Origin of the sequence: Zoogloea sp., assembly GCF_017302315.1 — a bacterium.
GTDB lineage: Bacteria > Pseudomonadota > Gammaproteobacteria > Burkholderiales > Rhodocyclaceae > Zoogloea.
The window spans coordinates 122,651-147,212 of record NZ_JAFLDT010000002.1 but is presented as its reverse complement, the minus strand read 5'-3'; the positions used below and the strand labels follow the sequence as shown (position 1 = coordinate 147,212).

Annotated in this window: 21 protein-coding genes; 17 read left to right on the top strand and 4 right to left on the bottom strand. The window is 65.9% G+C overall.

Going from position 1 to position 24,562, the window contains the following annotated elements; genetic code table 11:
* Positions 1-195: hypothetical protein (locus tag J0L98_RS01545; RefSeq protein WP_296409596.1), on the bottom strand; the 195-nt coding region annotated here is incomplete at its 3' end.
* An 81-nt stretch (positions 196-276) separates the two neighbouring features.
* On the opposite strand from J0L98_RS01545, the gene J0L98_RS01540 reads away from it, so the two are divergent.
* The 5 genes from J0L98_RS01540 to mgtE all read left to right on the top strand — a co-directional run bounded on the left by J0L98_RS01540 (position 277) and on the right by mgtE (position 6,079).
* Positions 277-1,275 (top strand): phosphotransferase, encoded by a 999-nt coding sequence (locus J0L98_RS01540; RefSeq protein WP_296409595.1) that lies wholly within the window; start codon positions 277-279, stop codon positions 1,273-1,275.
* 19 nt (positions 1,276-1,294) lie between these two features.
* Positions 1,295-1,969, top strand: a complete 675-nt coding sequence (murU, locus tag J0L98_RS01535; RefSeq protein ID WP_296409604.1) for an N-acetylmuramate alpha-1-phosphate uridylyltransferase MurU — start codon at positions 1,295-1,297, stop codon at positions 1,967-1,969.
* A gap of 58 nt (positions 1,970-2,027) precedes the next feature.
* Complete coding sequence (gene pepP / locus J0L98_RS01530; protein WP_296409594.1) at positions 2,028-3,347, top strand: Xaa-Pro aminopeptidase; 1,320 nt, start codon at positions 2,028-2,030, stop codon at positions 3,345-3,347.
* Positions 3,348-3,370: 23 nt separating this feature from the next.
* The gene (locus J0L98_RS01525; RefSeq protein ID WP_296409593.1) at positions 3,371-4,513 is read left to right on the top strand and encodes an FAD-dependent monooxygenase; all 1,143 of its coding nucleotides are present in this window, start codon (positions 3,371-3,373) and stop codon (positions 4,511-4,513) included.
* Positions 4,514-4,636: 123 nt separating this feature from the next.
* Positions 4,637-6,079, top strand: a complete 1,443-nt coding sequence (mgtE, locus tag J0L98_RS01520; RefSeq protein ID WP_296409592.1) for a magnesium transporter — start codon at positions 4,637-4,639, stop codon at positions 6,077-6,079.
* A 21-nt stretch (positions 6,080-6,100) separates the two neighbouring features.
* On the opposite strand, the gene hemL is transcribed toward mgtE, so the two are convergent.
* From hemL to J0L98_RS01505, 3 genes are read right to left on the bottom strand one after another with little or no spacing between them, the layout of a single operon-like run.
* Positions 6,101-7,387 (bottom strand): glutamate-1-semialdehyde 2,1-aminomutase, encoded by a 1,287-nt coding sequence (gene hemL, locus J0L98_RS01515; protein WP_296409591.1) that lies wholly within the window; start codon positions 7,385-7,387, stop codon positions 6,101-6,103.
* 19 nt (positions 7,388-7,406) lie between these two features.
* Positions 7,407-8,021, bottom strand: a complete 615-nt coding sequence (gene thiE, locus J0L98_RS01510; protein WP_296409589.1) for a thiamine phosphate synthase — start codon at positions 8,019-8,021, stop codon at positions 7,407-7,409.
* 3 nt (positions 8,022-8,024) lie between these two features.
* The gene (locus tag J0L98_RS01505) at positions 8,025-8,873 is read right to left on the bottom strand and encodes a hydroxymethylpyrimidine/phosphomethylpyrimidine kinase (protein WP_296409588.1); all 849 of its coding nucleotides are present in this window, start codon (positions 8,871-8,873) and stop codon (positions 8,025-8,027) included.
* Between the two features lie 118 nt (positions 8,874-8,991).
* Here J0L98_RS01505 and J0L98_RS01500 point away from each other — a divergent pair, with 118 nt between their 5' ends.
* The 12 genes from J0L98_RS01500 to J0L98_RS01445 all read left to right on the top strand — a co-directional run bounded on the left by J0L98_RS01500 (position 8,992) and on the right by J0L98_RS01445 (position 24,509).
* A complete protein-coding gene (locus J0L98_RS01500; protein WP_296409095.1) occupies positions 8,992-9,144 on the top strand; it encodes a rubredoxin in 153 nt (50 codons plus the stop codon).
* 73 nt (positions 9,145-9,217) lie between these two features.
* Positions 9,218-9,619: a twitching motility response regulator PilG gene (gene pilG / locus J0L98_RS01495; protein WP_296409587.1), complete on the top strand. Its 402-nt coding sequence runs from the start codon at positions 9,218-9,220 to the stop codon at positions 9,617-9,619.
* A 20-nt stretch (positions 9,620-9,639) separates the two neighbouring features.
* Positions 9,640-10,005: a response regulator gene (locus J0L98_RS01490; protein WP_296408784.1), complete on the top strand. Its 366-nt coding sequence runs from the start codon at positions 9,640-9,642 to the stop codon at positions 10,003-10,005.
* Positions 10,006-10,016: 11 nt separating this feature from the next.
* Positions 10,017-10,532: a chemotaxis protein CheW gene (locus tag J0L98_RS01485; protein ID WP_296409586.1), complete on the top strand. Its 516-nt coding sequence runs from the start codon at positions 10,017-10,019 to the stop codon at positions 10,530-10,532.
* A 55-nt stretch (positions 10,533-10,587) separates the two neighbouring features.
* Complete coding sequence (locus J0L98_RS01480; RefSeq protein ID WP_296409583.1) at positions 10,588-12,711, top strand: methyl-accepting chemotaxis protein; 2,124 nt, start codon at positions 10,588-10,590, stop codon at positions 12,709-12,711.
* Between the two features lie 46 nt (positions 12,712-12,757).
* Positions 12,758-18,583, top strand: coding sequence for an Hpt domain-containing protein (locus tag J0L98_RS01475; protein ID WP_296409581.1), 5,826 nt, complete (start codon positions 12,758-12,760; stop codon positions 18,581-18,583).
* 78 nt (positions 18,584-18,661) lie between these two features.
* Positions 18,662-20,650 carry an RNB domain-containing ribonuclease gene (locus J0L98_RS01470; RefSeq protein WP_296409580.1) on the top strand — a complete coding sequence of 663 codons (1,989 nt, stop codon included), beginning with the start codon at positions 18,662-18,664 and terminating at the stop codon, positions 20,648-20,650.
* A gap of 120 nt (positions 20,651-20,770) precedes the next feature.
* Complete coding sequence (locus tag J0L98_RS01465) at positions 20,771-21,595, top strand: energy transducer TonB (RefSeq protein ID WP_296409579.1); 825 nt, start codon at positions 20,771-20,773, stop codon at positions 21,593-21,595.
* A gap of 13 nt (positions 21,596-21,608) precedes the next feature.
* Positions 21,609-22,430, top strand: a complete 822-nt coding sequence (gene aroE / locus J0L98_RS01460) for a shikimate dehydrogenase (protein ID WP_296409578.1) — start codon at positions 21,609-21,611, stop codon at positions 22,428-22,430.
* A gap of 10 nt (positions 22,431-22,440) precedes the next feature.
* Positions 22,441-23,133: a monofunctional biosynthetic peptidoglycan transglycosylase gene (mtgA, locus tag J0L98_RS01455; RefSeq protein WP_296409576.1), complete on the top strand. Its 693-nt coding sequence runs from the start codon at positions 22,441-22,443 to the stop codon at positions 23,131-23,133.
* A gap of 111 nt (positions 23,134-23,244) precedes the next feature.
* Entirely contained in the window at positions 23,245-24,273 is a 1,029-nt protein-coding gene (gene dusB / locus J0L98_RS01450; RefSeq protein ID WP_296409573.1) for a tRNA dihydrouridine synthase DusB, read from the top strand.
* Positions 24,270-24,509, top strand: coding sequence for a helix-turn-helix domain-containing protein (locus tag J0L98_RS01445; protein ID WP_296408794.1), 240 nt, complete (start codon positions 24,270-24,272; stop codon positions 24,507-24,509). The genes dusB and J0L98_RS01445 overlap by 4 nt, the downstream gene beginning before the upstream one ends.
* Positions 24,510-24,562 lie beyond the last annotated feature (53 nt).

Genomic DNA, 24,562 nt, shown 5'->3' with positions numbered 1-24,562 from the left:
CGCCGGCACCGGCACCGAGCGGGCAGCGGGCGCCGCAGTGGGTGTGCCGGGGGCACGGGGCACCGGACGCGCCGCCGCCGGCTTGCCGAGCAGGGCCGGAGAGACCACGAAGGGCGGAAGGTCTTCCGCACCGGCTCGTCCCCACAGGGCGAACAGGGCGATGGACAGGAAGCGCAACTGGGTGTGAGGTTTCATCCCGGGGCAGGAACCAGCCGGCGAGCCGACCGCATGGTTTGATAAACTGCGTGATTTTACACGAACGCATCTCAGACTCCCGTGGAACGAAGCCAACAACTCCAGTCCTGGATCGCCGCCGAATTTCCCGGCCGCCCCTTCGCACTCGCCCCGGCCAGCGCCGACGCCAGCTTCCGGCGCTATTTCCGGCTTACATTTGCTGACGATCCCGTCTCCCTGATCGTCATGGATGCCCCCCCCAGCCATGAAGACTGCCGCCCCTACATCAAGGTGGCGGAGCTGTTCGGTGCCACCGGCGTCCATGTGCCGAAGGTCATCCGCCAGAACCTCGAGCAGGGTTTCCTGCTGCTGTCCGACCTGGGCAGCACCACCTATCTGGATGCCCTGACCAAGGACAACGCCCACAATCTCTATGCCGAAGCCCTGGGCGCCCTGATGAGCATCCAGGCGTCCAGCCAGCCCGGCGTGCTGCCCGAGTACGACCGCGAGCTGCTGATGCGGGAGCTGGAGCTCTTCCCGGTGTGGTACGTGAGCCGCCACAAGGGCATCACCCTCACCGAGCAGCAGACCTCCCAGCTCTACGAGGTCTTCGACCGCATCGTCGACGTGAACCTGGCGGAGCCCAGGGTCTATGTGCATCGCGACTACCACAGCCGCAATCTGATGGTGTCCACCCCCAACCCCGGCGTGCTCGACTTCCAGGACGCGGTTTACGGCCCGATGACCTACGACCTGGCCTCCCTGTTCAAGGACGCCTACATCCACTGGGAAGAGGACTTCACCCTCGATCTGCTGGCCCGCTACTGGGAAACCGCCCGTGAGCTGGGCCTGCCGGTGCGCGCGGACTTCGCCGCGTTCCACCGGGACTACGAGTGGATGGGCGTGCAGCGCCACATCAAGGTGCTCGGCATCTTCGCCCGCCTCTGCCACCGGGACGGCAAGGACGGCTACCTGAAGGACATGCCCCTGGTCCTCCACTACCTGCGCAAGGCCTGCGAGCGCTACGGCGAACTCCGACCCCTGCTGCGCATCCTTGAGGAGACCGACCCGACCGTCACCGAAGTCGGCTACTCCTTCTGAGCGCACGACCATGAAAGCGATGATCCTTGCCGCCGGCCGCGGCGAACGCATGCGCCCCCTCACCGACACCTGCCCCAAGCCGCTGCTGGTGGCCGGCGGCAAGCCCCTGATCGTGTGGCACATCGAGCGTCTGGCGGCGGCAGGCATCGTCGACCTGGTCATCAACCACGCCCACCTCGGCCAGATGATCGAGGACACGCTGGGTGACGGCACGCGTTTTGGCGTGCGCATCACCTACTCGCCCGAGCGCAGTGCCCTCGAGACCGCCGGCGGTATCGCCCGCGCCCTGCCCCTGCTGGGCGCTGCGCCCTTCGTGGTGGTGAATGGCGACGTCTTCTGCGACGCCGACTTCGCCGGCCTGCGGCGGGCTGCGGAAGAGCTCAACCCGGTGCGCTGCGCCCACCTGCTGCTGGTCGCCAACCCGGCCCACAACCCGGACGGCGACTTCGGCCTCACCCCGGACGGCCTGGTCCATGAGGGCGACGGCGACCGCCTCACCTTCTCCGGCCTGGGCGCCTACCATCCGGCCCTGTTCGCCGGCCTGTCACCCAACGCCCCGGCCAAGCTCGCCCCCCTGCTGCGGGCTGCCATGGCGCGCAAGCGGGTCAGCGGCGCCCGCCTGCTCGGCCGCTGGGTGGACGTGGGCACGCCCGAGCGCCTGCGCGAACTCGACGCAAGCCTGCGCCCCACCTGATCGCGCAACATTCCCGCGCCTCCACGGTCCATCCCCCATACCGCCACCGGACACCGCCATGCCCCTCGACATCGCCCCCTTCCAGGCCCGCCGCACCCGCTTGCTGGCCACCATGCAGGCCGCCGGCGGCGGCGTCGCCATCATCCCCACCGCGCCGGAGCAGCTACGCAACCGCGACACCCACTACGGCTACCGCTTCGACAGCTACTTCTACTACCTCACCGGCTTACGTGAGCCCGAGGCGGTGCTGGTGCTGGTGGCCGGCGACACGCCACGCAGCCTGCTGTTCTGCCGCAGCAAGGACATGGAACGGGAGATCTGGGACGGCTACCGCTTCGGCCCCGAGGCAGCCCGTGAGACCTTCGGCTTCGACGAGGCCCACCCCATCGCCGAACTGGACGCCCAGCTCGCAATACTGCTCGCCAACCAGCCCGCCATCTTCCACTCCATGGGTTACGAGCCGGCCTGGGACAACCGGGTCACCGAGGCCCTCAACCGGGTCCGTGCCCAGACGCGCACGGGCTGCGTGGCTCCGGCGCAGATCCGCGACGTGCGCAGCCTGATCGACGAGATGCGCCTCATCAAGGACGCCAGCGAGATCGCCACCCTGCGCCGCGCCGCCGACATTTCCGGCGGCGCCCACCGCCGTGCCATGCGCGCCACCCGCCCCGGCGCCCGGGAGTACGAGATCGAAGCCGAGCTCATCCACGAGTTCCGCCGCCACGGCAGCCAGGCACCGGCCTATGGCTCCATCGTCGCCGGTGGCGCCAACGCCTGCGTGCTGCATTACGTGGAGAATGACGGCCTGCTGCGGGACGGTGACCTGCTGCTCATCGACGCCGGCTGTGAACTCGACGGCTACGCCTCGGACATCACCCGCACCTTCCCCGTCAGCGGCCGCTTCAGCGGCCCCCAGAAGGCCGCCTACGAGCTGGTGCTGGCGGCCCAGGCCGCGGCCATCGCCGTCACCCGCCCCGGGGCCAGCTGGAACGACCCCCACGACGCCGCCACCCGGGTGCTGGCCCAGGGCTTCATCGACCTGGGCCTGCTCCAGGGCAGCCTCGATGGTGTGCTTGAATCCGGCAGCTACCGCCAGTTCTACATGCATCGCACCGGCCACTGGCTGGGCCTGGACGTGCACGACGCCGGCGAGTACAAGATCGCCGGCGAATGGCGGCCGCTGGTCCCCGGCAATGTGCTCACCGTCGAGCCCGGCTGCTACATCCGCCCCGCCGACGGCGTGCCTGAAGCCTTCTGGAACATCGGCATCCGCATCGAGGACGACGCCCTCGTCACCGACAGCGGCTGTGACATCCTCACCGCCGGCACCCCCAAGAGCGTGGCCGACATCGAGGCCCTGATGGCCGAACCTGCCTGACCCATGCCCCGGAACCCGACCCCATGAAACGCCACGATATCGCCATCATCGGCGCCGGCCCGGTGGGCATGACCCTCGCCCTGGCCCTCAAGGATGCCGGCCTCGACATCGTGCTGGTGGATGCCCGCCCCCGTGGCGCCGCGCGCAAGGATCCGCGCATCCTGGCCCTGTCCCACGGCACCCGCCTGACCCTGGAGCGCCTCGGCATCTGGACACGCCTGCCGGCGACGCCCATCGAGACCATCCATGTCTCCCATCAGGGCGGCCTCGGTCGAACGGTGTTGCAGGCCAGCGAATACGGTCAGCCTGCCCTAGGCTACGTGGCCGGCGCCGGCGACCTGGCCGCCGCGCTGGATGACGCCCTCGCTGCTGCCGGCATCCCGATCCTGGACCAGGCCACCGTCACCAGCCTGGCCGCCGGCGCCGACGACGTGATCCTCAGCCTTGCCGACGCCCCGCCCCTTGCTGCCCGGCTCGCGGCCTGCGCGGAGGGCAGCATCCAGGGTGTAGACGACAGCAGCCTGGTGGAACGGGACTACGGCCAGCACGCCGTGATCTCCGTCGTAAGCCCGGCGGAACACCATGGCAACCGCGCCTGGGAGCGCTTCACGCCCCAGGGCCCCCTGGCCGTGCTGCCCTGCGGAAGCGACTGCGCCATCGTGCATACCGCCGATCCGGCCGAAGCCGATGCCCTGATGGCCCTTGACGACGCGGCCTACCTGGCCCGCCTGCAGGCCCACTTCGGCACCCGCCTGCGCTTTGCCAAGGTCGGGCCACGTGCCCGCTACCCGCTGCTGCTGCGTTACCGGCCCGACCCCGTCGGCCAGCGCACCGTGTGGCTGGGCAATGCGGCCCAGACCCTCCACCCCGTCGCCGGCCAGGGCTACAACCTGGCCCTCCGCGACGTCTGGACCTGCGCCCGGATCCTGCTGCGGGCCGGTGGCGACCCTGGCGCCGCCGCCAACCTGGAGGCCTACGCCCGCGAACGCCGCCTCGACCGCCAGGGCACGATCCGCTTCACCGATGGCCTGGTTCGACTCTTCAGCACCGCGGCAGCGCCCCTCCGGCATGCCCGGGGTGCCGGCCTGTTCGCCCTTGACCTGCTCCCCCCGGCCCGCCATTTCGTGGCCAAGCGCATGATGTTCGGCGCCCGCGCCTGGCCCTGAACACCCCCCGCTGCGCGGCGCTCGGTCCAACGATGAAAATGCCCGTCGCGGCGGCGCAGCAAACGCCGTAGAATCCGCAGCCTGCGCGCCGCCCGGCGCCCCGCCGCCCACGGGACCTGCACCATGGCCGAAGCCGACGATCTCCAGCAACACGATGACCTCGACATTCACCTGCGCGAGGTGCAGCACCTGCTTGCCCGCCACAAGCTGGTGGAAGATCTCGTTCACCGCCAGGACATGCCCAAGCATGATCTGGTGGAAAGCCTGGTGCACAAGCAGCACATCCACGAGCTGACCCACAAGCTCGAAAGCCTGCACTCGGCTGACGTCGCCCACATCCTCGAAGCCCTGCCCCTGGACGCACGCCTGTTCGTCTGGGATCTGGTCAAGGCCGAGCGGGACGGCGAGATCCTGCTGGAAGTCTCCGACGCGGTGCGGGAGTCCCTCATCGAGGCCATGGATTCGGCCTCCCTGCGGGCCGCGGCCGAACAGCTCGACGCCGACGAGCTCGCCGACCTGGCCCCCGACCTGCCCCGGGAGGTGATGGAGGCGGTCTACCAGGGCCTCGACCCGGAAGAGCGCGAGCAACTGCGTGCTGCCATGTCCTACCCCGAAGACTCCGTCGGCGCGCTGATGGACTTCGAGATGGTCACCGTCCGCGAGGATGTGACGCTGGAGGTGGTGCTGCGTTACCTGCGCCGCTTTGACGAACTGCCCGACCATACCGACCAGCTCTTCGTGGTGGACCGGGACGAACACCTGCGTGGCGTGCTGCCCATCAACCGGCTGCTCATCAACGACCCGGAAATCGAGGTGAGCGAGATCATGCTCACCGACACCCTCACCCTTGAACCGTCAGACGAAGCCGAGACCGCTGCCCAGGCCTTCGAGCGTTACGACCTGGTGTCGGCGCCGGTGGTGGACTATCACCGCAAACTGGTCGGCCGGGTGACGGTGGCCACGGTGGTGGACTTCATCCGCGAAGAAACCGAGAACGAGCTGCTCAATCAGGCCGGTCTGCGGGAGGGCGAAGACATCTTTGCGCCAGTGTGGGACTCGGTGAAGAACCGCTGGGCCTGGCTGGCCGTCAATCTGGTCACGGCCTTCATCGCCAGCCGGGTGATCGGCGCCTTCGAGGACTCCATTGAAAAGCTGGTGGCCCTGGCGGCACTGATGCCCATCGTGGCGGGCATCGGCGGCAACTCGGGCAATCAGACCATCACCATGATCGTGCGCGGCATTGCCATGGGTCAGGTCCAGGACGACGCCCTGAGCCGGCTGATCAAGAAGGAGATGGGCGTGGCCCTGATCAACGGCATCGTGTGGGGCGGCCTGCTCGGCGTGCTGTCGTGGATACTCTACGGCAGCGGCAAGCTCGGCGCGGTCATGACCGCCGCCATGACCCTCAACCTGCTGGTGGCGGCCTTCGTGGGGGTCATGGCGCCGATGATACGCAACCGCCTGGGTCAGGATCCGGCGGTCGGCTCCAGCGTGATCATCACCGCCGTCACCGACTCGGGCGGCTTCTTCATCTTCCTCGGGCTGGCGACGATCTTCCTGATGTAAGCCCGCCGCCGCCCCTTTGCATCAGCCCCGATGGGCGGCGAACCAGGCATCCGCCGCCGCGACGGTGGAGTCGATGTCTGTTTCCGAATGGGCTGCCGAGACGAAGCCCGCCTCGAAGGCCGACGGCGCAAAGTAATGCCCCGCTTCCAGCATGGCGTGGAAGAAGCGGTTGAAGCTGTCCTTGTCGGAGGCCATCACGTCGGCATAGCTGGCAGGCACACCGGCAGCAAAGTAGAGTCCGAACATCCCGCCCACCGAATCCGCCACGAAGCGCACGCCGTGCTTCTCGGCGGCAGCATTGAGGCCCGTCACCAGGCGCTCGGTGCGGGCCGTGAGCACTTCATAGAAGCCCGGTCGGGCGATCTGGTTGAGGCTGGCCAGCCCCGCCGCCACCGCCACCGGGCTGCCGGACAGGGTGCCGGCCTGATAGACGCCCCCCAGGGGAGCGATCTTCTGCATGATGTCGCGACGCCCGCCAAAGGCCCCCACCGGCATGCCGCCACCGATGACCTTGCCCAGGGTGGTGAGGTCGGGGGTGATGCCGAACAGGCCCTGAACCCCCCGCGGCCCGACGCGGAAACCGGTCATCACCTCATCGAAGATCAGCACCGTACCATGCGCGGTGCACAGGCGGCGCAGCAGGTGCATGAACTCGGCCGACGGCTTGACCAGGTTCATGTTGCCGGCGATGGGCTCGATGATCACGCAGGCGATGGCGTCGCCCTTCTCCCGGAAAGTTTCTTCAAGCTGAGCCGGATTGTTGTAGTCGAGCACGATGGTGTGCTTGGCAAAGTCTTCCGGCACACCGGCCGACGAAGGGTTGCCGAAGGTCAGCAGGCCGGAGCCGGCCTTGACCAGCAGGCTGTCGGCATGGCCGTGGTAGCAGCCCTCGAACTTGACAATAGCATCCCGCCCCGTGAAGCCCCGGGCCAGGCGGATGGCGCTCATGGTGGCCTCGGTGCCACTGGACACAAGGCGCACCATCTCCAGGCTGGGCAGAAGCTCGCACAGGCGCTCGGCCATCTCGATCTCGCGCTCGGTGGGCGCACCAAAGGACAGCCCCTCCAGGGCGGCCTCCCGCACCGCCTCCACCACCACCGGGTCGGCATGCCCCAAAATCGCCGGCCCCCAGGAACCCACGTAATCAAGGTATTCCTTGCCATCCGCATCCCACACCCGGGCACCCAGGGCCTTCTTGAGGAAGCGCGGCGTGCCGCCCACCGAGCGGAAGGCCCGGACCGGCGAATTGACGCCCCCCGGGATGGTGCGCTGGGCGCGGGCAAAGAGTTCTTCGTTGCGACTGGTCATGCGGGAGCTTCCTGAGAGGTCAATCGAACAGCCCGGCATAGGCCGCCGCACGGGCAGCCGGGTCGGGCGCTGAAAACACGTCACTGATCACGGCGGGCAAATCAGCACCGGCAGCGATCAGCGATGGCGCGTTGTCGAGGGTGATGCCGCCAATGGCCGCCACCGGCAGGCCGAACTCGGCCTTGGCGCGGGTCAGCATTTCAAGGGGGGCAAGGGGCGCCTGCGGCTTGGTGGACGAGGGAAACATGGCCCCGAAGGCAACATAATCCACGCCTGCGGCCACGGCGACTTCGGCACGCGCCCACTCGCCGTAACAACTGGCACCCAGGATCCGGGCCGGGCCCAGCGCCTTCCGGGCGCCAGCCAGATCGCCATCGTCCCGCCCCAGATGGGCACCGTCGGCACCGATCTCCAGGGCGAGGGCAAGATCGTCATTGATCACCAATGGAATCCGGGCCTGTCGGCACAGCGCAAGCAGGCGGCAGGCCTGCTCCCCGCGCAAGGCCGGATCAACCAGCTTGCTGCGATACTGGACGATGGCCGGGCGGGCCGACAGCACACGGGCCACCGCGCCCAACAAGGCGCCGGTATCCGCCAGTTCAGGCGTCACGAGATACAAACCGCGCAGGCTCATGGGTCAGGCCCCGGTCTCGTCTGGAGGACATGCCCAGAAGAAGCGATTGGGAATGTGCTGACCCATCCCTGGCCGAAAGGCGTGGGCAAGGGAATGCCAGGTGAAGTCCTGGGCCTCGTAAACGGCCTGGGGCATGTCGAGCCCATGGGCCAGCGCAGCCGCCACCGCCGAGGCCAGGGTACACCCCGAGCCGTGGTAGCTGCCCCCCAGACGCTCCCAGGTATCCGCACGGATCACTCCGCCACTGCCGTACAGGGTATTCACCACCTGCGGCGTATGGGCGTGGGAACCAGTGATGAGCACGTACTCACACCCCGTCTCCATCAGCACCGCGGCACAATCCGACTGGGTTCCCGCCTCCGGATCCGCATGGGCCGGAGCACGGCAGGCCGCCAGACGGCGCGCTTCCATGGTGTTCGGGGTGATGACCGTGGCCTGGGGAAGGATGAGTTCGCAAAGCGTCTCGAGCATGGCATCCGAGGCCAGCTCATCGCCTCGACCGGACGCCACCACCGGATCGACGATCACGGGAATATGGGGATAATCAGCGATGATCTCGGCGATCACGGCAATGTTGTCCACGCTGCCCAGCACACCCAGCTTGAAGGCCTGAACCGGCATGTCCTCCAGGACCGCACGGGCCTGCTCGGCAACGAAATCGGCATCAATGGCCAGGACGTCCTCCACGCCGGCGGTATCCTGAACCGTCAGCGCGGTGATGACCGTCAGGGCATGGCATCCCATGCCGGCCAGCGTCATGATGTCGGCCTGAATGCCTGCGCCGCCGGTGGGATCGGCAGCGGCGAAAACAAGAACCAGCGGGGGATTGGGATCGTTGCGGTTTATAGTCATTGGGAGAACCGAGGACGCACAAATTTAACTGCGACTGCGCTACCATTCACGATCCAGAAGATTCTAGCCGAAATCATCGCAACGCACCCCCATGGCAAATCCCCACTACCGGACCTGGATGTGTCTGATCTGCGGTTATATCTACGACGAGGAAACCGGCTCCCCAGACGAGGGCATCGCACCGGGCACCCGCTGGGAGGACATTCCGCCCAACTGGACCTGCCCCGAGTGTGGGGCCCGCAAGGACGACTTCGAAATGGTGGAAATCTGAAGGCCCGTCGTCCCTCAGACAGCATGACAACGCACGTCCGCAAGCCCATCTTTACGGACACCGGAGGAGCAAGGTGAATCTCAGCGGAATCAAGGTCATGGTCATTGATGACAGCAACACCATCCGCCGCAGTGCCGAGATCTTTCTCGCCCAGGCCGGATGCAAGGTGGTGCTGGCGGAGGACGGCTTCGACGCCCTCGCAAAAATCGCCGACCACGCCCCCGACCTCATATTCGTGGATATCATGATGCCGCGCCTCGACGGCTACCAGACCTGTGCCCTGATCAAGAAGAACGCGCGGCTGAAGTCCACGCCAGTCGTGATGCTGTCATCCAAGGACGGCCTGTTCGACCGGGCCCGCGGACGCCTCGCCGGCTCGGACGAGTACCTCACCAAGCCCTTCACGAAGGAAAGCCTGCTGCGCTCGGTGGCCTGCCACACCGGCGCCGCACGCCAGGCCGCCGCCAAAGACTGACCTCCCGGAGACGCGCCTACATGCCGATCAAGAAAATCCTCGTCGTAGATGACTCCCCAACTGAAAGACTGGCCCTCTCGGAAATGCTGGTGAAGAGCGGTTACCAGGTCGTCACCGCCGACAGCGGCGACGAAGCCGTGATCAAGAGCAAGACCGAGCACCCCGACCTCATCCTGATGGATGTGGTCATGCCGGGCACCAACGGCTACCAGGCCACCCGTACCATCGTCCGGGACGAACTCACCCGCAACATCCCGGTCATCATCTGCACCAGCAAGGGCCTTGAAACCGACAAGATCTGGGGCATGCGCCAAGGCGCCTTCGATTACATGGTCAAACCTCTCGACCACGCGGTACTGCTCGAGAAGATCCGGGCGTTCGGCTAGGACACGGCGGCATGGCAAAGCGGATCAGTCTTCACGAATTCCAGGCCGGGCTGGCCCGGCGCCTTGCCGAAGCGCGGGACACCCGCGCCGCGGCCTTTCTGGGCATCCAGGCCGGCAAGCGTCATTGGCTGGTGGACCTCACCGAAGCGGGTGAAATCCTGGCGGTCCCTGCGCTTGCCCCGGTTCCCCTCACCGAGCACTGGTTTCGTGGTCTCGCCAGCGTGCGTGGCAATATCTTCGGCGTGGTCGACTTTGCGGCCTTCCACGGGGACCAGCCGATTGCAGCCGTCGGGCACGCCCGGTTGCTGCTGGTCGGTGTGAAGCACGACCTCAACTGCGCGCTCCTCGTCACCCGAGCCCTGGGCCTGCGCTCTATCGAAGATTTCGAGCCGCAGCCCTCGCCCCCGGATAGCGAACGCCCCTGGATAGGCGATCAGCTCCGGGACGCCCGGGGCACCTCCTGGACACGGCTGAAGGTGGCCGATCTGCTGAATCACCCGCGCTTTCTGGACGCAGCACAATCATGATCATGAATATCCATTCGGGAGGAGCAGCAGGCCTCGCCTGCTGAAAAGGAAGACCATGGCATTCAAGCTACCGGGTCTGTCGCGAAGCGGCAGCCAAAAAGCATCACTCAACGCAGATACGATCCTTGAATCCGGCGATCCGGCGCATGCCACGACCTCCCTGCCATTCCTGGCCGGCAAGAGCGCCGCAGAACAGTTACGCCTGCTGCGCATCCCCTTCCTGATCTTTGCGGCACTCACCATCGGCTTCGTGCTCTACCAGATTCGCGTCAGCGGCTTCGGCACTGCCTACGTGACGGCCGCCGGCCAGATGCGCACCCTCTCTCAACAGCTTGCAAAAGCCAGCCAGCTTGCCCTGCAGGGCGAGCCCGCCGCGTTTGCCGAACTGAAGGACAGTCGGCAGCAATTCACCGCGCTGCTCAGTGCCGTCACCGACGGCGGCGAAGTGGAAGGCTCCTCGGTTCCCGGCGGCAGCAGCGCCGTGACTGACGAACTGGCCGCGGTTACCGAGCTGTGGCAAAAGACCGACAAGGACGCCGGCAGCCTGATTGAGCAGGAGAAGAACCTGGCCAGTCTGGGCAAGGCGGTGAACACCATCAACACCAAGAATCCCCAACTGCTCGAACTGTCCGAGCAGGTCGCCGCGCTGAAACTGCAGGGTGGCGCATCGGCCCGGGAAATCGCCGTGGCCAACCAGGTGGTGATGTTGACCCAGCGGATCGCCAAGAATGCCAATGCACTGCTGGTTGCCAACGCCATCGATCCGGAAGTGGCCTTCCTGCTGGGCAAGGACACCAACACCTTCCGCGAGCAGATCGAGCAGCTCCAGAAAATGACCGCCGACGGCAACGACGCGAAAGGCAAGCTGGCCGAACTGGAGAGTGTCGGCAAGGACAATCTGGCCTCCGTCACCGCCATCCTGGGCAGCATCCAGCGCCTGGTGCAGGCCAAGCAGGCAGGCAGCCAGATCTTCCAGAACTCGGGCCAGCTGCTCGAGAAGACCACAGCCCTGGCCGAAGGCTACAGCCGCGCCTATACCGGCTTCTTCACCTGGGTGAGCCTGGCCATCGTGCTCTGTGCCCTGGCCACGCTGGCCTGCCTCGTTCTGATGGCCAAGACCTACAACGATGACATTGCGCGCCGCCGCCTTGCCGCCGAACACCTGAAGGAAGCCGCGGAAGCGGAACGTAACAGCACCCAGCAGGCCATCCTGCGCCTGATGAACGAAATGGGTGACCTTGCCGACGGTGACCTCACCGTGCGCGCCACGGTCACGGAGGACATCACCGGCGCCATTGCCGACTCCGTCAACTACACCATTGAAGAACTCTCCGTGCTGGTACGCCGCATCAACGATGCCGCCATCCGCGTGACCACCGCCACCGAATCCGCGCAGCTGACTTCGGATGAACTGATCGCCGCCACCGAGCGCCAGGCCCAGGAACTGCGTCTCGCGGGCGAAACGGCGCAGACCATGGCCAGTTCCATGAGTGCAGCGTCCGAAGACGCCCTGCAGTCCGCCCAGGTGGCCCGCCGTTCCCTTGAGGCAGCCCAGAAGGGCGCCGCCGCGGTGGAAGACACCATCAAGGGCATGAACGACATCCGCGAAAAGATCCAGGAAACCTCCAAGCGCATCAAGCGCCTGGGTGAGTCGTCCCAGGAGATCGGTGAAATCGTGGAACTGATCTCCGACATTACCGAACAGACCAACGTACTGGCCCTCAATGCCGCCATCCAGGCCGCCTCGGCCGGTGAAGCGGGTCGAGGCTTCTCGGTGGTGGCAGAAGAAGTGCAGCGCCTCGCAGAACGCTCCGCCGAAGCCACCAAGCAGATCGGCGCCATTGTGAAGACGATTCAGACCGACACCGGCGATGCCGTGGCGGCCATGGAGAATGCCACCCGTGACGTGGTGGACGGCGCTCACCTCTCCGAGACGGCGGGCCAGGAACTTGCCGAGATCGAACGAGTATCCGCCGAAACGGCCGAGCTCATTGAGCGCATCTCGGTCAGTACTGAAATCCAGGCCAAGGCCGCAACCCAGGTGGCAGAGAAGATGAAGAGCATCCTTGCCATCACCGACCGTACCACCACCGGCACTCAGCAGACGGCGGTCTCCATTGGTGAGCTGGCTGATCTGGCTGTCGAACTGAAAGGCTCTGTCTCGGGCTTCAAGGTCTGAGCCACGCCGCATCCCTCCTGGAACGGAAACCGACCAAGACCCATCGATGAGCTCCGCAAATGAATTCGACCTCGGTCCGCTGACCTGGGTCAAAGGCGAAATCGACCTGGCCCTCGAACGGTCGGCCACGGCGCTTGCCGAAGCCGGCTCAGCCCCGGACCGCCTGGGTCGGATCAAGTTCGCCCAGACCCACCTGCACCAGGCCCACGGCGCCCTCTCCATTGTGGGGCTGGACGGACTGACCCAGTTCTCGGAGCAACTGGATCGCCTGCTCGGCGAAATGGCCAGCGGACAGGTGTCCTACACCCCGGAAGTGGCCCGACTGGCCACCCGCTGCATCGCCGCCATCGGCAACTATCTTGACGAACTGACCCGTGGCCAGCCAGATCAGGCCCTCAAGCTGCTCGACCTCTACACCGAACTTGCCGAAGCCCGCGGACAGGAAGCCCCGACCCCGGGAGAGTTGTTTTTCCCCGATCTGACGCTCCGCCCGGCCTTTGCCTGCCCCGCGGACACCACGGAGGATCCCAAGCGACTGCGTGCGTTGCGGGGGCGCTTCGAACGGGGTCTCCTGAAGTGGTTCCGCAATGCCCAGGATCCCGCCGGACCGCAGGAGATGCGGGAAGCCGTGGCAGGGATCGAAAGCCTCCAGGGCGTGCCGACGTCGCGCGCCTTCTGGTATGCCGCGACCGCCTTCTTCGAAGCCCTGGAACATCCCGACGCTCCCGCTGATCCTGCGACCAAGCGTCTGTGCGGACGCATTGATGCCCAGATGCGCCGGGTCATGGAAGGCTCCAGCATGGTTGCCGAGCGTCTGATGCGCGACGTGCTCTACCATGTCGCGACCACCTCGGCCCAGTCTTCCACCATCTGTGCCGTGCGCGAAACCTATGGGCTCGCGCGACTGCTCCCCGCCAGCAACCGCCAGATCAGCGACACGCCACTGGCGCCGATGCTGCGCAAGTTTCGCGAAGGGCTTGGCGACGCCCGGGACGCCTGGACCCAGTTCTCGAAGGGCGGCGCCATCGGCCTGCCGCGTTTCCAGGAAGCCATTTCGCCACTGGCGGAGCAGGCCCGCGAACTCGATCAGCCCGAGATCGCCCATGTCCTGGACACGCTTGTCGACCTGGCCCTATGGTTGCGCCAGGATCCCCTACTGTTCACCGAAGCCATGTCCATGGACGTGGCGACCCTGCTTTTACTGGTCGACACCCAGCTTGATGCCCACGGACAGCCGCTACCGGAAGGTGCCCCCTTCCAGACCCTGGTCGACCGCCTGGGTGCCCATCGGCGGGGAGAACGCCTGCCCCCGCTGACCATCCTCAAGCCCGAATCCGAAGACAAGCAGGTCAGCCGACAGCTTGCCCACGAGATCCTCACGAGCCTTGGGGAGGTTGAGCAAAGCCTCGACACCTTCTTCCGCGCCCCGAGCCAGACGGACGTATTGGGTGCCGTACGAGCGCCCCTCAAGCAGATCGAGGGCGCCCTCTCGGTGATGAACGAGGACGGCGCGGTACGCCTGCTGCAGGATGCCGCAGCCCGCATTGCCGCGCTGTCCGCGGTCGGTGAAGAGCCCGGCACCGCCGCTTTTGAAGAGATTGCCCATCGCCTTTCGGCGCTGGGTGTCTATATCGAAGCCCTGCAGCATGGCCCCGCCGACCTTGAGCGCATCCTGCGCCCGGATCAAGCCGCTGAGACGCTATCGAGCGCAAGCATCGAAGCCGAACTCGACCAACAGAGGCGTGACACCGCAGCCCTCGCCGCCGCCCTCCAGGACAATCCGGATGACTTCGGACTCCGTACCGAGCTGCAGCTCAACCTGGAGAACCTCCGTCAGGATGCCTCCCTCACCGCCAATTCGGAACTCGAGAAGCAGGCCCGCCAGGCCCTCACCATGCTCGATGCCGGCGAGCTTTTCAGCGCCGCAGTCCCCCTGTCGGCCAACCCCGAAGCACCTGCCCTGTCAGCGGAAGCGACGCGCCTGCTCGACGCCAGCGAGGCCGAGATCGACGCCGAACTGCTGGACATCTTCATCGAGGAAGCTGTGGACGTCCGGGCGGCCATCGCCAGCAACCTGCTCCTCCTTGACGAGCGTCCTGACGATCACGAAGTCCTGACCACCATCCGGCGCAGCTTCCATACCCTCAAGGGCAGCGGCCGCATGGTCGGTCTGAAAGACTTTGGCGAAGCTGCGTGGAGCATCGAGCAGACGCTCAATCACTGGCTCCGCCTTGAACTGCCCGTCACGCCCGAGCTTTTCGGGCTGATCGGCAGGGCGCTTGCCGAGTTTTCCGGGTGGATCGAGCAGCTCCAGTCAGGCGCAGGCACGCAGCGCGACGTCACCGACCTGCTCGCCGAATCGGCCAGCCTGCGTGGTGACGAAGAAGCAGATCAGCCGCCTGCACCTGCAAGCGCACCCACCACGCCGGATGTCATCGACATTCCGGCACTTGCCGATGGCCACTGGGCGGGAAATGAGCCTGCTGGCCATGCCCCCATCAATGACGCCCAGGAGGTCGACCTCGAAGCGACAGTCGTCCTCTCCGAATATGACCTCGCCGCCACCAGCCTGAACCTGCCCGTCGAAAGCGCGGAAGCGAGTCCCGAAGAAGTCCTCGACATCAACTTCCCGGAACTGTCCTTTGTCGATTCCCCGGTGCCCGCCGAGCCCGAGGGCGCCGCCCACGACACGAGTGCCGTTGCAGCTCCCTTGCCGGACGAGCTGGATGCCGCTCTGGAACTGAGCTTCGATCTGCCCCCGGCCCCCGGCACCGAACCCACCCCAAGCCCCGTCGACGACCCGAGCCTCACCATGGCGGCCACGGACGTCACCGCAAACCTGCCCCCCGAGCTTGCGGAGATCGCACTACCGGCAGGGATCGGCGAAGAAATGGCAGAGGCGCCTGACGAGGCGGAACAGCGTAGTTTTTCCGCCCCCACGGAGCCCATGTCCCCTGTCGTCATCGACGCGATCGATGATATCGAGACGATCGAAATCGCCGAGCCGGAGCCTCCGCTTAACAGGATCGACTCCGCAGACCACCCCCATGACATCGGGGGCGACGATGGGGTGCCGGGAGACGACGCCGAGCTCATCGAGCTCGATGAAACTCCGGACGACAGCTCCCTGCAGGACGAAGTGCTTGACCCGGACGAGATTCGCCTGGGCAACGTCACCCTGTCCCGCCCCCTGTTCGACCTCTACCTCGCCGAAGCCCGCCAGCATGTGGCCACCCTGCGGCACGAGCTTGCCCGCCTGTCGGTCAACCCCAGCCTGATCCCCACCAGCAGCGCCATCCGCGCCGCCCATACCCTGGCAGGCATTTCGGGCACGGCCCACTTTACGGCCCCCCAACAACTCGCCAAGGCCCTCGAACTGGCTCAGCAGCGACTGGCCGACCACGATCAGGCCCCTAGCGTCCCCCAGTCGGGCACGCTCAATGCTGCCGCCTCGGCCCTCGAAAGCATGCTTGTCCAACTGGCCAGCCGCCAGCTACCCGAGCCCGCCCCCGATCTTGCCGATCAACTCGATGGCATTCTCGAGCCTCACCTGGCGCAGGTGATTGCGCTTCATCCGGCAGCGCCCACTGAGCCATCGGGCCGCATTGAGCCCGCGCCTCCCCGCACCGTCGACACCCCGGCAGTGATCAGCGCACCCCTGCGCGACGAGCTTGACCCGGAATTGCTGCCGATCTTCCTCGATGAAGGCAACGAACTCTTCGACAGCCTCGACGCAGCTCTTCGTAGCTGGCGCGACAACCCGGCCGAGGCCGGTCACCCCAGCGGTGTCGCCCGCCTCCTCCACACCCTGAAGGGCAGCGCGCGCATGGTCGGGGCCATGAGCCTGGGACAGAGCCTGCACGAACTGGAAACACGGCTCGAGCGGGCACGCAGCCAGGATCCGTCCGGGCAGGGCATCATCGATGAACTCGAGAGCGCGCTGGATCAGGCCCGTCAGTCCCTCGAGGGCCTGCAACAGCCCCCCCCGGTAGTCACCGAAAGTCCGGCGGCTGGTACGACAAACGAAGAGACTGCGCCAGTTCAGTCTGGCGATGTGGCCGCGCCGGGTGCCCGGGTCCAGCTACGGGTCGAAGCCAGCCGGATCGACCAATTCGTCAATGAAGCGGGCGAAATCAGCATCGCGCGCACTCGCATCGAGGGCGAACTGCGCACCCTGCGCCGTTCCCTGCTCGACCTCACCGAGAACGTCATCCGCCTGCGCAACCAGTTACGCGAAGTGGAGATCCAGGCCGACACTCAGATGCAGTCCCGACTTTCCCAGGTCGAGACCCAGCACACCGAGTTCGACCCCCTGGAGATGGACCGCTACACCCGCCTCCAGGAGCTGACCCGGATGATGGCGGAGAGCGTCGGCGACGTCACCACGGTGCAGCAGAACCTGCTCAAGAATCTCGACGGCGCTGAATCGGCGCTCCACGCCCAGTCCCGCATGGCGCGCGAACTGCAGCAGTCCCTGATGCATGTGCGCATGGTGCCCTTCGACAGCCTGGCCGAACGTCTCTACCGGCTGGTGCGGCAGACCGCCAAGGAAGTTGGCCGCCGAGCCAACCTGGACATCATTGGTGGCCAGATCGAAATCGACCGCAGCGTGCTCGACGCGATGACGGCGCCCCTTGGCCACCTTGTCCGCAACGCCGTGGCCCACGGTATCGAGCCGCCCGACGCACGGCGTGCCGCCGGCAAGCCCGAGATTGGTCAGATCAATCTGCGGGTGTCCCACGAGGGCAACGAGGTGGTGATGGAGTTCCGCGATGACGGAGCGGGACTCGATTTCGGCCGCATCCGTGCCCAGGCCATCGAAACCGGCCTGCTGGGGCCCGGAGAGGAAGCCGACGACAAGCGCCTGACCAACCTGATCTTCGTTCCGGGCTTCACCACCGCCAGCCTGTCCAGTCTGGCCGGCCGGGGTGTCGGCATGGATGTGGTCAAGAGCGAGACCGCGGCGGTGGGCGGCCGCATCAGCGTCGACACCACGCCCGGCCAGGGGACATGCTTCCGTATCCACCTGCCCCTCACCCTCGCAGTCACCCAGGCTTTGCTCGTGCGTGCGGGCAACCGCACCTTCGCCATTCCGTCCTCAATGGTGGCCCAGGTGCTCGAACTCAAGGCGGCAGCCCTGGAAAAGCTGAGGGCGGATCAGGGTACCGAGTGGCTCGGCGAGCATTTCGGCTACCGCTACCTGCCGCGCCTGCTGGGGGATTTCGAATCCATGCCCCAGGTCGAGCGCTTCAACTGGGTATTGCTTCTGCGCGCCGGCAGTGAAACCGTCGCCCTGCATGTGGACGCCCTGCGCGGCAACCAGGAAGTGGTGGTCAAGAACGCGGGGCCCCAGTACGCCCGGATGGTGGGTTACTCCGGTGCCACGGTGCTTGGCGATGGCGAGATCGTGCTCATCCTCAACCCGGTGGCCCTGGCCGCCCGAAGCCCGGCTGCCGGCGACGAGGTCACGCTGCAGACCGCGGTTCAGGCGCCGAGTCACCCCACCGTGATGGTGGTGGACGACTCCCTCACCGTCCGCAAGATCACCGGTCGACTGCTCGAAAGGGAAGGCTACCGCGTGATCACTGCGAAGGATGGCGTGGACGCCCTCGAACAATTGCTGACTGTCCGGCCGGATGTGATCATCGCCGACATCGAGATGCCACGCATGGACGGCTTCGACCTGACCCGCAACGTCCGCGCCGACAGCAAGCTCAAGGGCGTGCCGATCATCATGATCACCTCCCGGACAGCCGACAAGCACAAGCGCTATGCGGAAGAAATCGGCGTCAATCACTACCTTGGCAAGCCCTACGACGAGGAAATCCTGATCGGACTGATCCGCGGATTCGCCCCGGTCACAGAGGCCTGAGGCTCAGTCAGACAGCGCTTTCATCCGGGGTGGCAGCCGGCTTGGCTATAATCGGGTGTTTTCCAGCCCGACCGTCCCATGAATCTGCTCTTCGAAGAGGATGGTGCCTTCAAAACCGGCACCATCCTGACCGACAACGACGCCTCCCTGCAGGTGGAAACACCCCACGGCAAGCGCCTCAAACTGAAGAGCAAGGACGTGCTGATGCGTTTCGCGCAGCCTTCAGCCGGCGACCTGCTCGACCAGGCCGAAACCGAGGCCGAGGGCTTCGACACGGAATTCCTGTGGGAAGCCTGTGGTGACGAGGAGTTTGCCTTCACCGAGTTCGCCCGGGAGTACTTCGGCCATGTGCCCACCCCGGTGGAATCCGCGGCCATCCTGCTGCGCCTCCATGCCTCTCCCATCTACTTCCACCGCAAGGGAAGGGGACGCTTCCGCAAGGCCCCCGCCGAGATCCTCCAGGCTGCCCTGGCCGGCCTCGAGAAGAAGCGCCTTCAGGCGGCAGCCATCGAACGCATGCGCGACGAGCTGCTCGCCGGCCACCTGCCCGAGGAGCTCAAGCCCCTGGTCCGGCAATTGCTGTACAAGCCCGACCGCAATCGCCTGGAAACCAAGGCCCTGGAGGCCGCGTGCGCCGAGAGTGGGCAGTCGCCGGCCCGGCTGATGCTTGCCTGCGGCGCCCTCGCGACCTCCCACGACCTGCACTTCGACCGCTTCCTGTTCGAACACTTCCCCGACGGCACCGATTTTCCGCCAGTTGACGAACCCGTGGAGCCCGGCGAACTCCCCCTTGCCACCGTGCGTGCCTTCTCCATCGACGACGCGGCCACCACCGAGATCGACGACGCCTTCTCGGTCACGCCCACCCCCGCCGGCTGGCGCATCGGAATCCATATTGCAGCCCCGGGCCTTGGCTTCGGCCGCACATCGGGTCTGGACGGCATCGCCCGCCAGCGCCTGTCCACCGTGTACATGCCGGGCAACAAGATCACCATGCTGCCCGAGGGCATTGTCGGGCGCTTCACCCTCGGCGAAGGCCGCGACTGCCCCGCCCTCTCCCTGTACCTAGACGTGAGCCGCGACCTGATCATCAGCGGCAAGCACTCCTGCATCGAGCGTGTCCCGGTGGTGGCCAACCTGCGCCACCACGACATTGAGCCAGTATTCAACGAAACCACCCTCACCAACGGCGGGCCGGACTTCCCGTGGAAGGTCGAACTGACGCTGCTGTGGGAACTCGCCACCGTGCTTGAGGCCGGCCGGGGCAAGCCCGCCGCCAACCAGAATCTGGTGGATTACAACTTCGGCGTGGATTGGAGCGAGATCACCCCGGACGGCCCCGGGCGCATCGAAATCGGCCGCCGCGCCCGTGGCTCGCCCCTCGACAAGCTCGTTGCCGAACTGATGATTGCGGCCAACAGCACCTGGGGCAAGGCCTTGGCTGACGCCGGCATCCCGGCCCTGTATCGCGCCCAGACCGGCGGCAAGGTCCGCATGACCACGGCCGCGGCGCCCCACGAGGGCTTGGGTGTGGACTGCTATGCATGGTCCAGCTCCCCCTTGCGCCGCTATGTGGATCTGGTCAATCAATGGCAGCTCATCGCCTGGCTGCAGGGTACCGAGCCGGCCTTTCCCCCCAAGTCACCCGAGTTGATCGCCGCCATGCGCGATTTCGAACTGACCTACGCCGCCTACGCTGACTTCCAGCGCGGCATGGAGCGCTACTGGTGTCTGCGCTGGCTGCGCCAGGCCGGCCATCCGAACATGAATGCGCGGGTGCTGCGGGAAAGCTTGGTGCGTCTTGAAGACATTCCCCTGATCTTCAAGGTGCCGTCAATGCCCACCCTTCCCCCGGGCACGCGGGTCCGCCTCGGCATCGACAGTACGGACCTCATCGACGTCGAAGTGCGCGCCACCTATCTGGAAACCCTGGCAGCATCCAGTGGTGAGCCCATTGAGCTGGATGAGGAGGAACTGCCCCCGGCCCTCGCCGTAGCATCGGAGGGGCCCGTCGAAACCGTCCCCGCTCCGGTCGCCACTGACCCATCTCCCAACCCGGCCGCCTGAGCCCCGATGTTGCAGGCACTCCGCCACCGCGTATGGGCGTCCTCTTCGAAACCACCGACCGATCCATGGCCGGTTTTCACGGGGACGACTGCGCGTTACGCCCTTGAATGGGGCGTAGGCTTGTCCCTCAGCCTGCACGCCCTCATCCTGTCCATTCACTTCGTGATGCCGGATGTCAGTAAGTTCAAGCGGCAGGACAAGGGGCTCGAAGTGGTGCTGGTCAATTCCCGCCACGCCCAGCGTCCGGACAAGGTGGACGTGCTGGCCCAGACCCATCTCGACGCTGGCGGCACAGGAGACAAATCGGGGCGCATGGCCACGCCACTGCCACCCCAGGAGCGCACCCGGGTCGGTGACGGCCTGGTCGAGGCCCAGCGCCGCAGCGAACAGCAGCAGGCACCCCAGATGCAGATCATGGCGGGAACCAAGGGCAAACCCATTCAAGTGGATGCCCAACAGGTCAATCCCACCGAGTCACCCAATCCCGTCTCCGGCTATGACCTCCTCGACAGTTCGGCCGCGGTAGCGCGCATCGAGGCCCAGATCGACAAGGATCTGGTGGACTACGCTGCACGCCCCCGGAAGAAATTCATCGGTGCCCGCGCCGGCGAGTATCGTTTCGCCCAGTATGTCGAGGACTGGCGCCAGAAGATTGAGCGCGTCGGCACCCTCAACTACCCGCCGGCCGCCCGCGGCAAGATGTACGGCAGCCTGCTGCTGTCCATCAGCATCGGCGCCAATGGCCACGTCCGCCATGTGGAGATCCAGCGCTCGTCGGGCAACAAGATCCTGGATGACGCGGCGATCCGCATCGTTCAACTGGCGTCTCCATTCCCGGCCTTTCCGGAGAACATCCGCAAGGACACGGATGAGATCGTGATCACCCGCACGTGGAAATTCACCAACGCCGACATGGTCAAGACGGACAATTCCGAACAACCCTAAGCGAGCACGCCCCATGGACCGCTACGCAGTGATCGGCAACCCGATCTCCCACAGCAAGTCACCCCGCATTCATGGCCTCTTTGCTGCCCAGACCGGCCAGACCCTCGTCTACGAGGCCCTCCTTGGCCCCCTCGACGCTTTCGCGGCCACCGTGCAGGCCTTTCGTGCCGCCGGCGGACGCGGGCTCAACGTCACCGTCCCCTTCAAGCTGGAGGCCTTCGATCTGGCGGATCACCACACGCCGCGCGCGCGGGCTGCCGGTGCGGTGAACACCCTGGCCTTCGGCTCCGACGGCATCCTCGGCGACAACACCGATGGGGCCGGCATCCTGCGCGACATCACCATCAATCAGGGCTGCCCCGTCGAAGGCCGCCGGGTTCTCCTCCTCGGCGCTGGTGGCGCCGCACGGGGAACCGTGCTGCCATTGCTTGAAGCCGCCCCGGCGACCCTTGTGATCGCCAACCGCACGGCCAGCAAGGCCGCCGAGCTGGCCGAAGAGTTTTCCAGCGCAGGCCTGATGCCCCCCCTGGGCTGCGGCTTCGCAGAACTTGCAGGGCAGCGTTTCGACGTCATTATCAATGCCACCAGTGCCAGCCTTTCCGACGCAGCCCCCGACCTGCCCGTCGGCCTCTACGCCCCGGGCAGCCTGGCCTACGACATGATGTATGGCAGGGGTGACACCCCCTTCATGCGCGCCGCCCGGGCACAAGGCGCAGCCCACCTCTGCGACGGCCTGGGCATGCTGGTCGAACAAGCTGCCGAGAGCTTCCAGCTATGGCGCGGCATCCGCCCCGAAACCGCCCCCGTGCTGGCGCAGCTTCGCGCCAGCCTCTGACCCCTCCCCCATGCAAACCCTCTGGCGCTGGACCCGGCGCGCGCTGCTGGCCCTGGTCCTGGTCTTCGTCGCATGGCATGTCTGGCTGCTCGGGCAGGTGCTGTGGTGGAAATGGGTGCCCCCCTCCGAAACCAGTTTCATGAGCCTGCGTCTGGACGAACTCAACGAGAAGAAGCCCGATGCCGAACTGCGTTACCGCTGGGTGCCCTACGAACAGATCTCCCTGCACCTGAAGCGTGCGGTCGTCGCCGCCGAGGACGACAAGTTCGTCGATCACGAGGGCTTTGACTGGGATGGCATTCAAAAAGCCATCGAAAAGAACCAGAAGAAGGGCAAGGCCGTCGCGGGTGGCTCCACCATCAGCCAGCAACTGGCCAAGAACCTTTTCCTGTCCCCATCCCGCAGTTATTTCCGCAAGGCGGAAGAGGCGATCATCACCGTCATGATTGAATCACTCTGGGACAAACGCCGCATCCTTGAGGTGTATCTCAATGTCGTCGAGTGGGGCAACGGCATCTTCGGCTGCGAAGCGGCGGCCCAGCGCTACTACAAGACCTCCGCCGCACGCCTCAGCCCGCCCCAGGCCGCCCGGCTGGCGGTGATGCTGCCCAACCCCCGCAAGTACGAAACAAACTTCGGCCCCCGTCTGGCGGCCCACGCGGCACGCATCCAGGGACGCATGCACCATTCGGAAGTCCCCTGATCACACCCGCCGGTCCGGTATTTCCGCACACCCTTCGAGTACTTCAGCCCCTGCCCTCGGAAAGGCCCTTGGGGTAGAATGCCCTGCTTTTCCCCAGTCGCGCCTCCCTCGATGCAATTCGCCGGATTTACCTTGCGAAACAATCTGTTCGTTGCGCCCATGGCCGGCGTCACGGACCGTCCCTTCCGCCAGCTTTGCAAGAAGATGGGGGCGGGTGTCGCCGTCTCCGAGATGGTCACCTCCAACTCCCTCCTCTACGGCAGCGCCAAGACCCAGCGGCGCGCCAACCATGACGGCGAGGTTGACCCCATCTCGGTACAGATCGCCGGCGCAGATCCCGCCATGATGGCCGAGGCGGCACGCCACAATATTGATCGCGGCGCACAGATCATCGACATCAACATGGGCTGCCCGGCCAAAAAGGTCTGCAATGTGATGGCCGGCTCCGCGCTGATGCAGGACGAGCCCCTGGTGGCCCGCATCCTCGAGGCCGTGGTGGGCGCCGCGGGCAACATCCCCGTGACCCTCAAGTTCCGTACCGGCTGGAACAAGGCCAACAAGAACGCGCCGATGATTGCCCGCATCGCCGAGGAGTCCGGCATCCAGCTGATCGCCATCCACGGTCGCACCCGTGCCTGCCAATACACCGGCGAGGCCGAGTACGACACCATCGCCGACGTGAAGACGCGGGTACGCATCCCGGTCATCGCCAACGGCGACATCACCACGCCCCAGAAGGCGAAATTCGTGCTCGACTACACCGGCGCGGACGGCATCATGGTCGGCCGCGCCGCCCAGGGTCGCCCCTGGATCTTCCGCGAGATCGAACACTTCCTGAAGACCGGGGAAGAGCTCCCCCCGCCCCTGGTCTCGGAGATCCTGCAGGTGTGCAAGGAACACCTCGCCGACCTTTACGCTTTCTATGGTGAAGACACCGGCGTGAAGATCGCCCGCAAGCACATCAGCTGGTATACCAAGGGTCTGGTCGGCTCGGCCCAGTTCCGCAAGACCATGAACACCCTGCCGACAGTACAAGAACAAATTGCCGCCATTGACGAGTTCTTCGGCCGGCTCGCTGACAGAGACAGCCGACTGGTCTATGCAGACCCCGAAGAATTTCCTCAGGAGCTTGCCGCATGAGCAGCACCAGCAATGACATCGCCGACTCCGTCTGTCGCGCGCTGGATACCTATTTCCGGGATCTGGACGGCGAAAAACCCAACGCCCTGTACGAGATGGTCATCAAGAACGTCGAGCGCCCGATGCTTGAGTTCGTTCTCAAGCAAGCCGGCGGCAACCAGACCCTCTGTGCAGAGATGCTCGGCATCAACCGCAACACCTTGCGTCGCAAGCTCTCCGAGCACGAACTCCTCTAATCGTTTTCCCGTTATTTTGCGCCGCGAATCCTCGCGGCTTTCCCGAGAAGCCC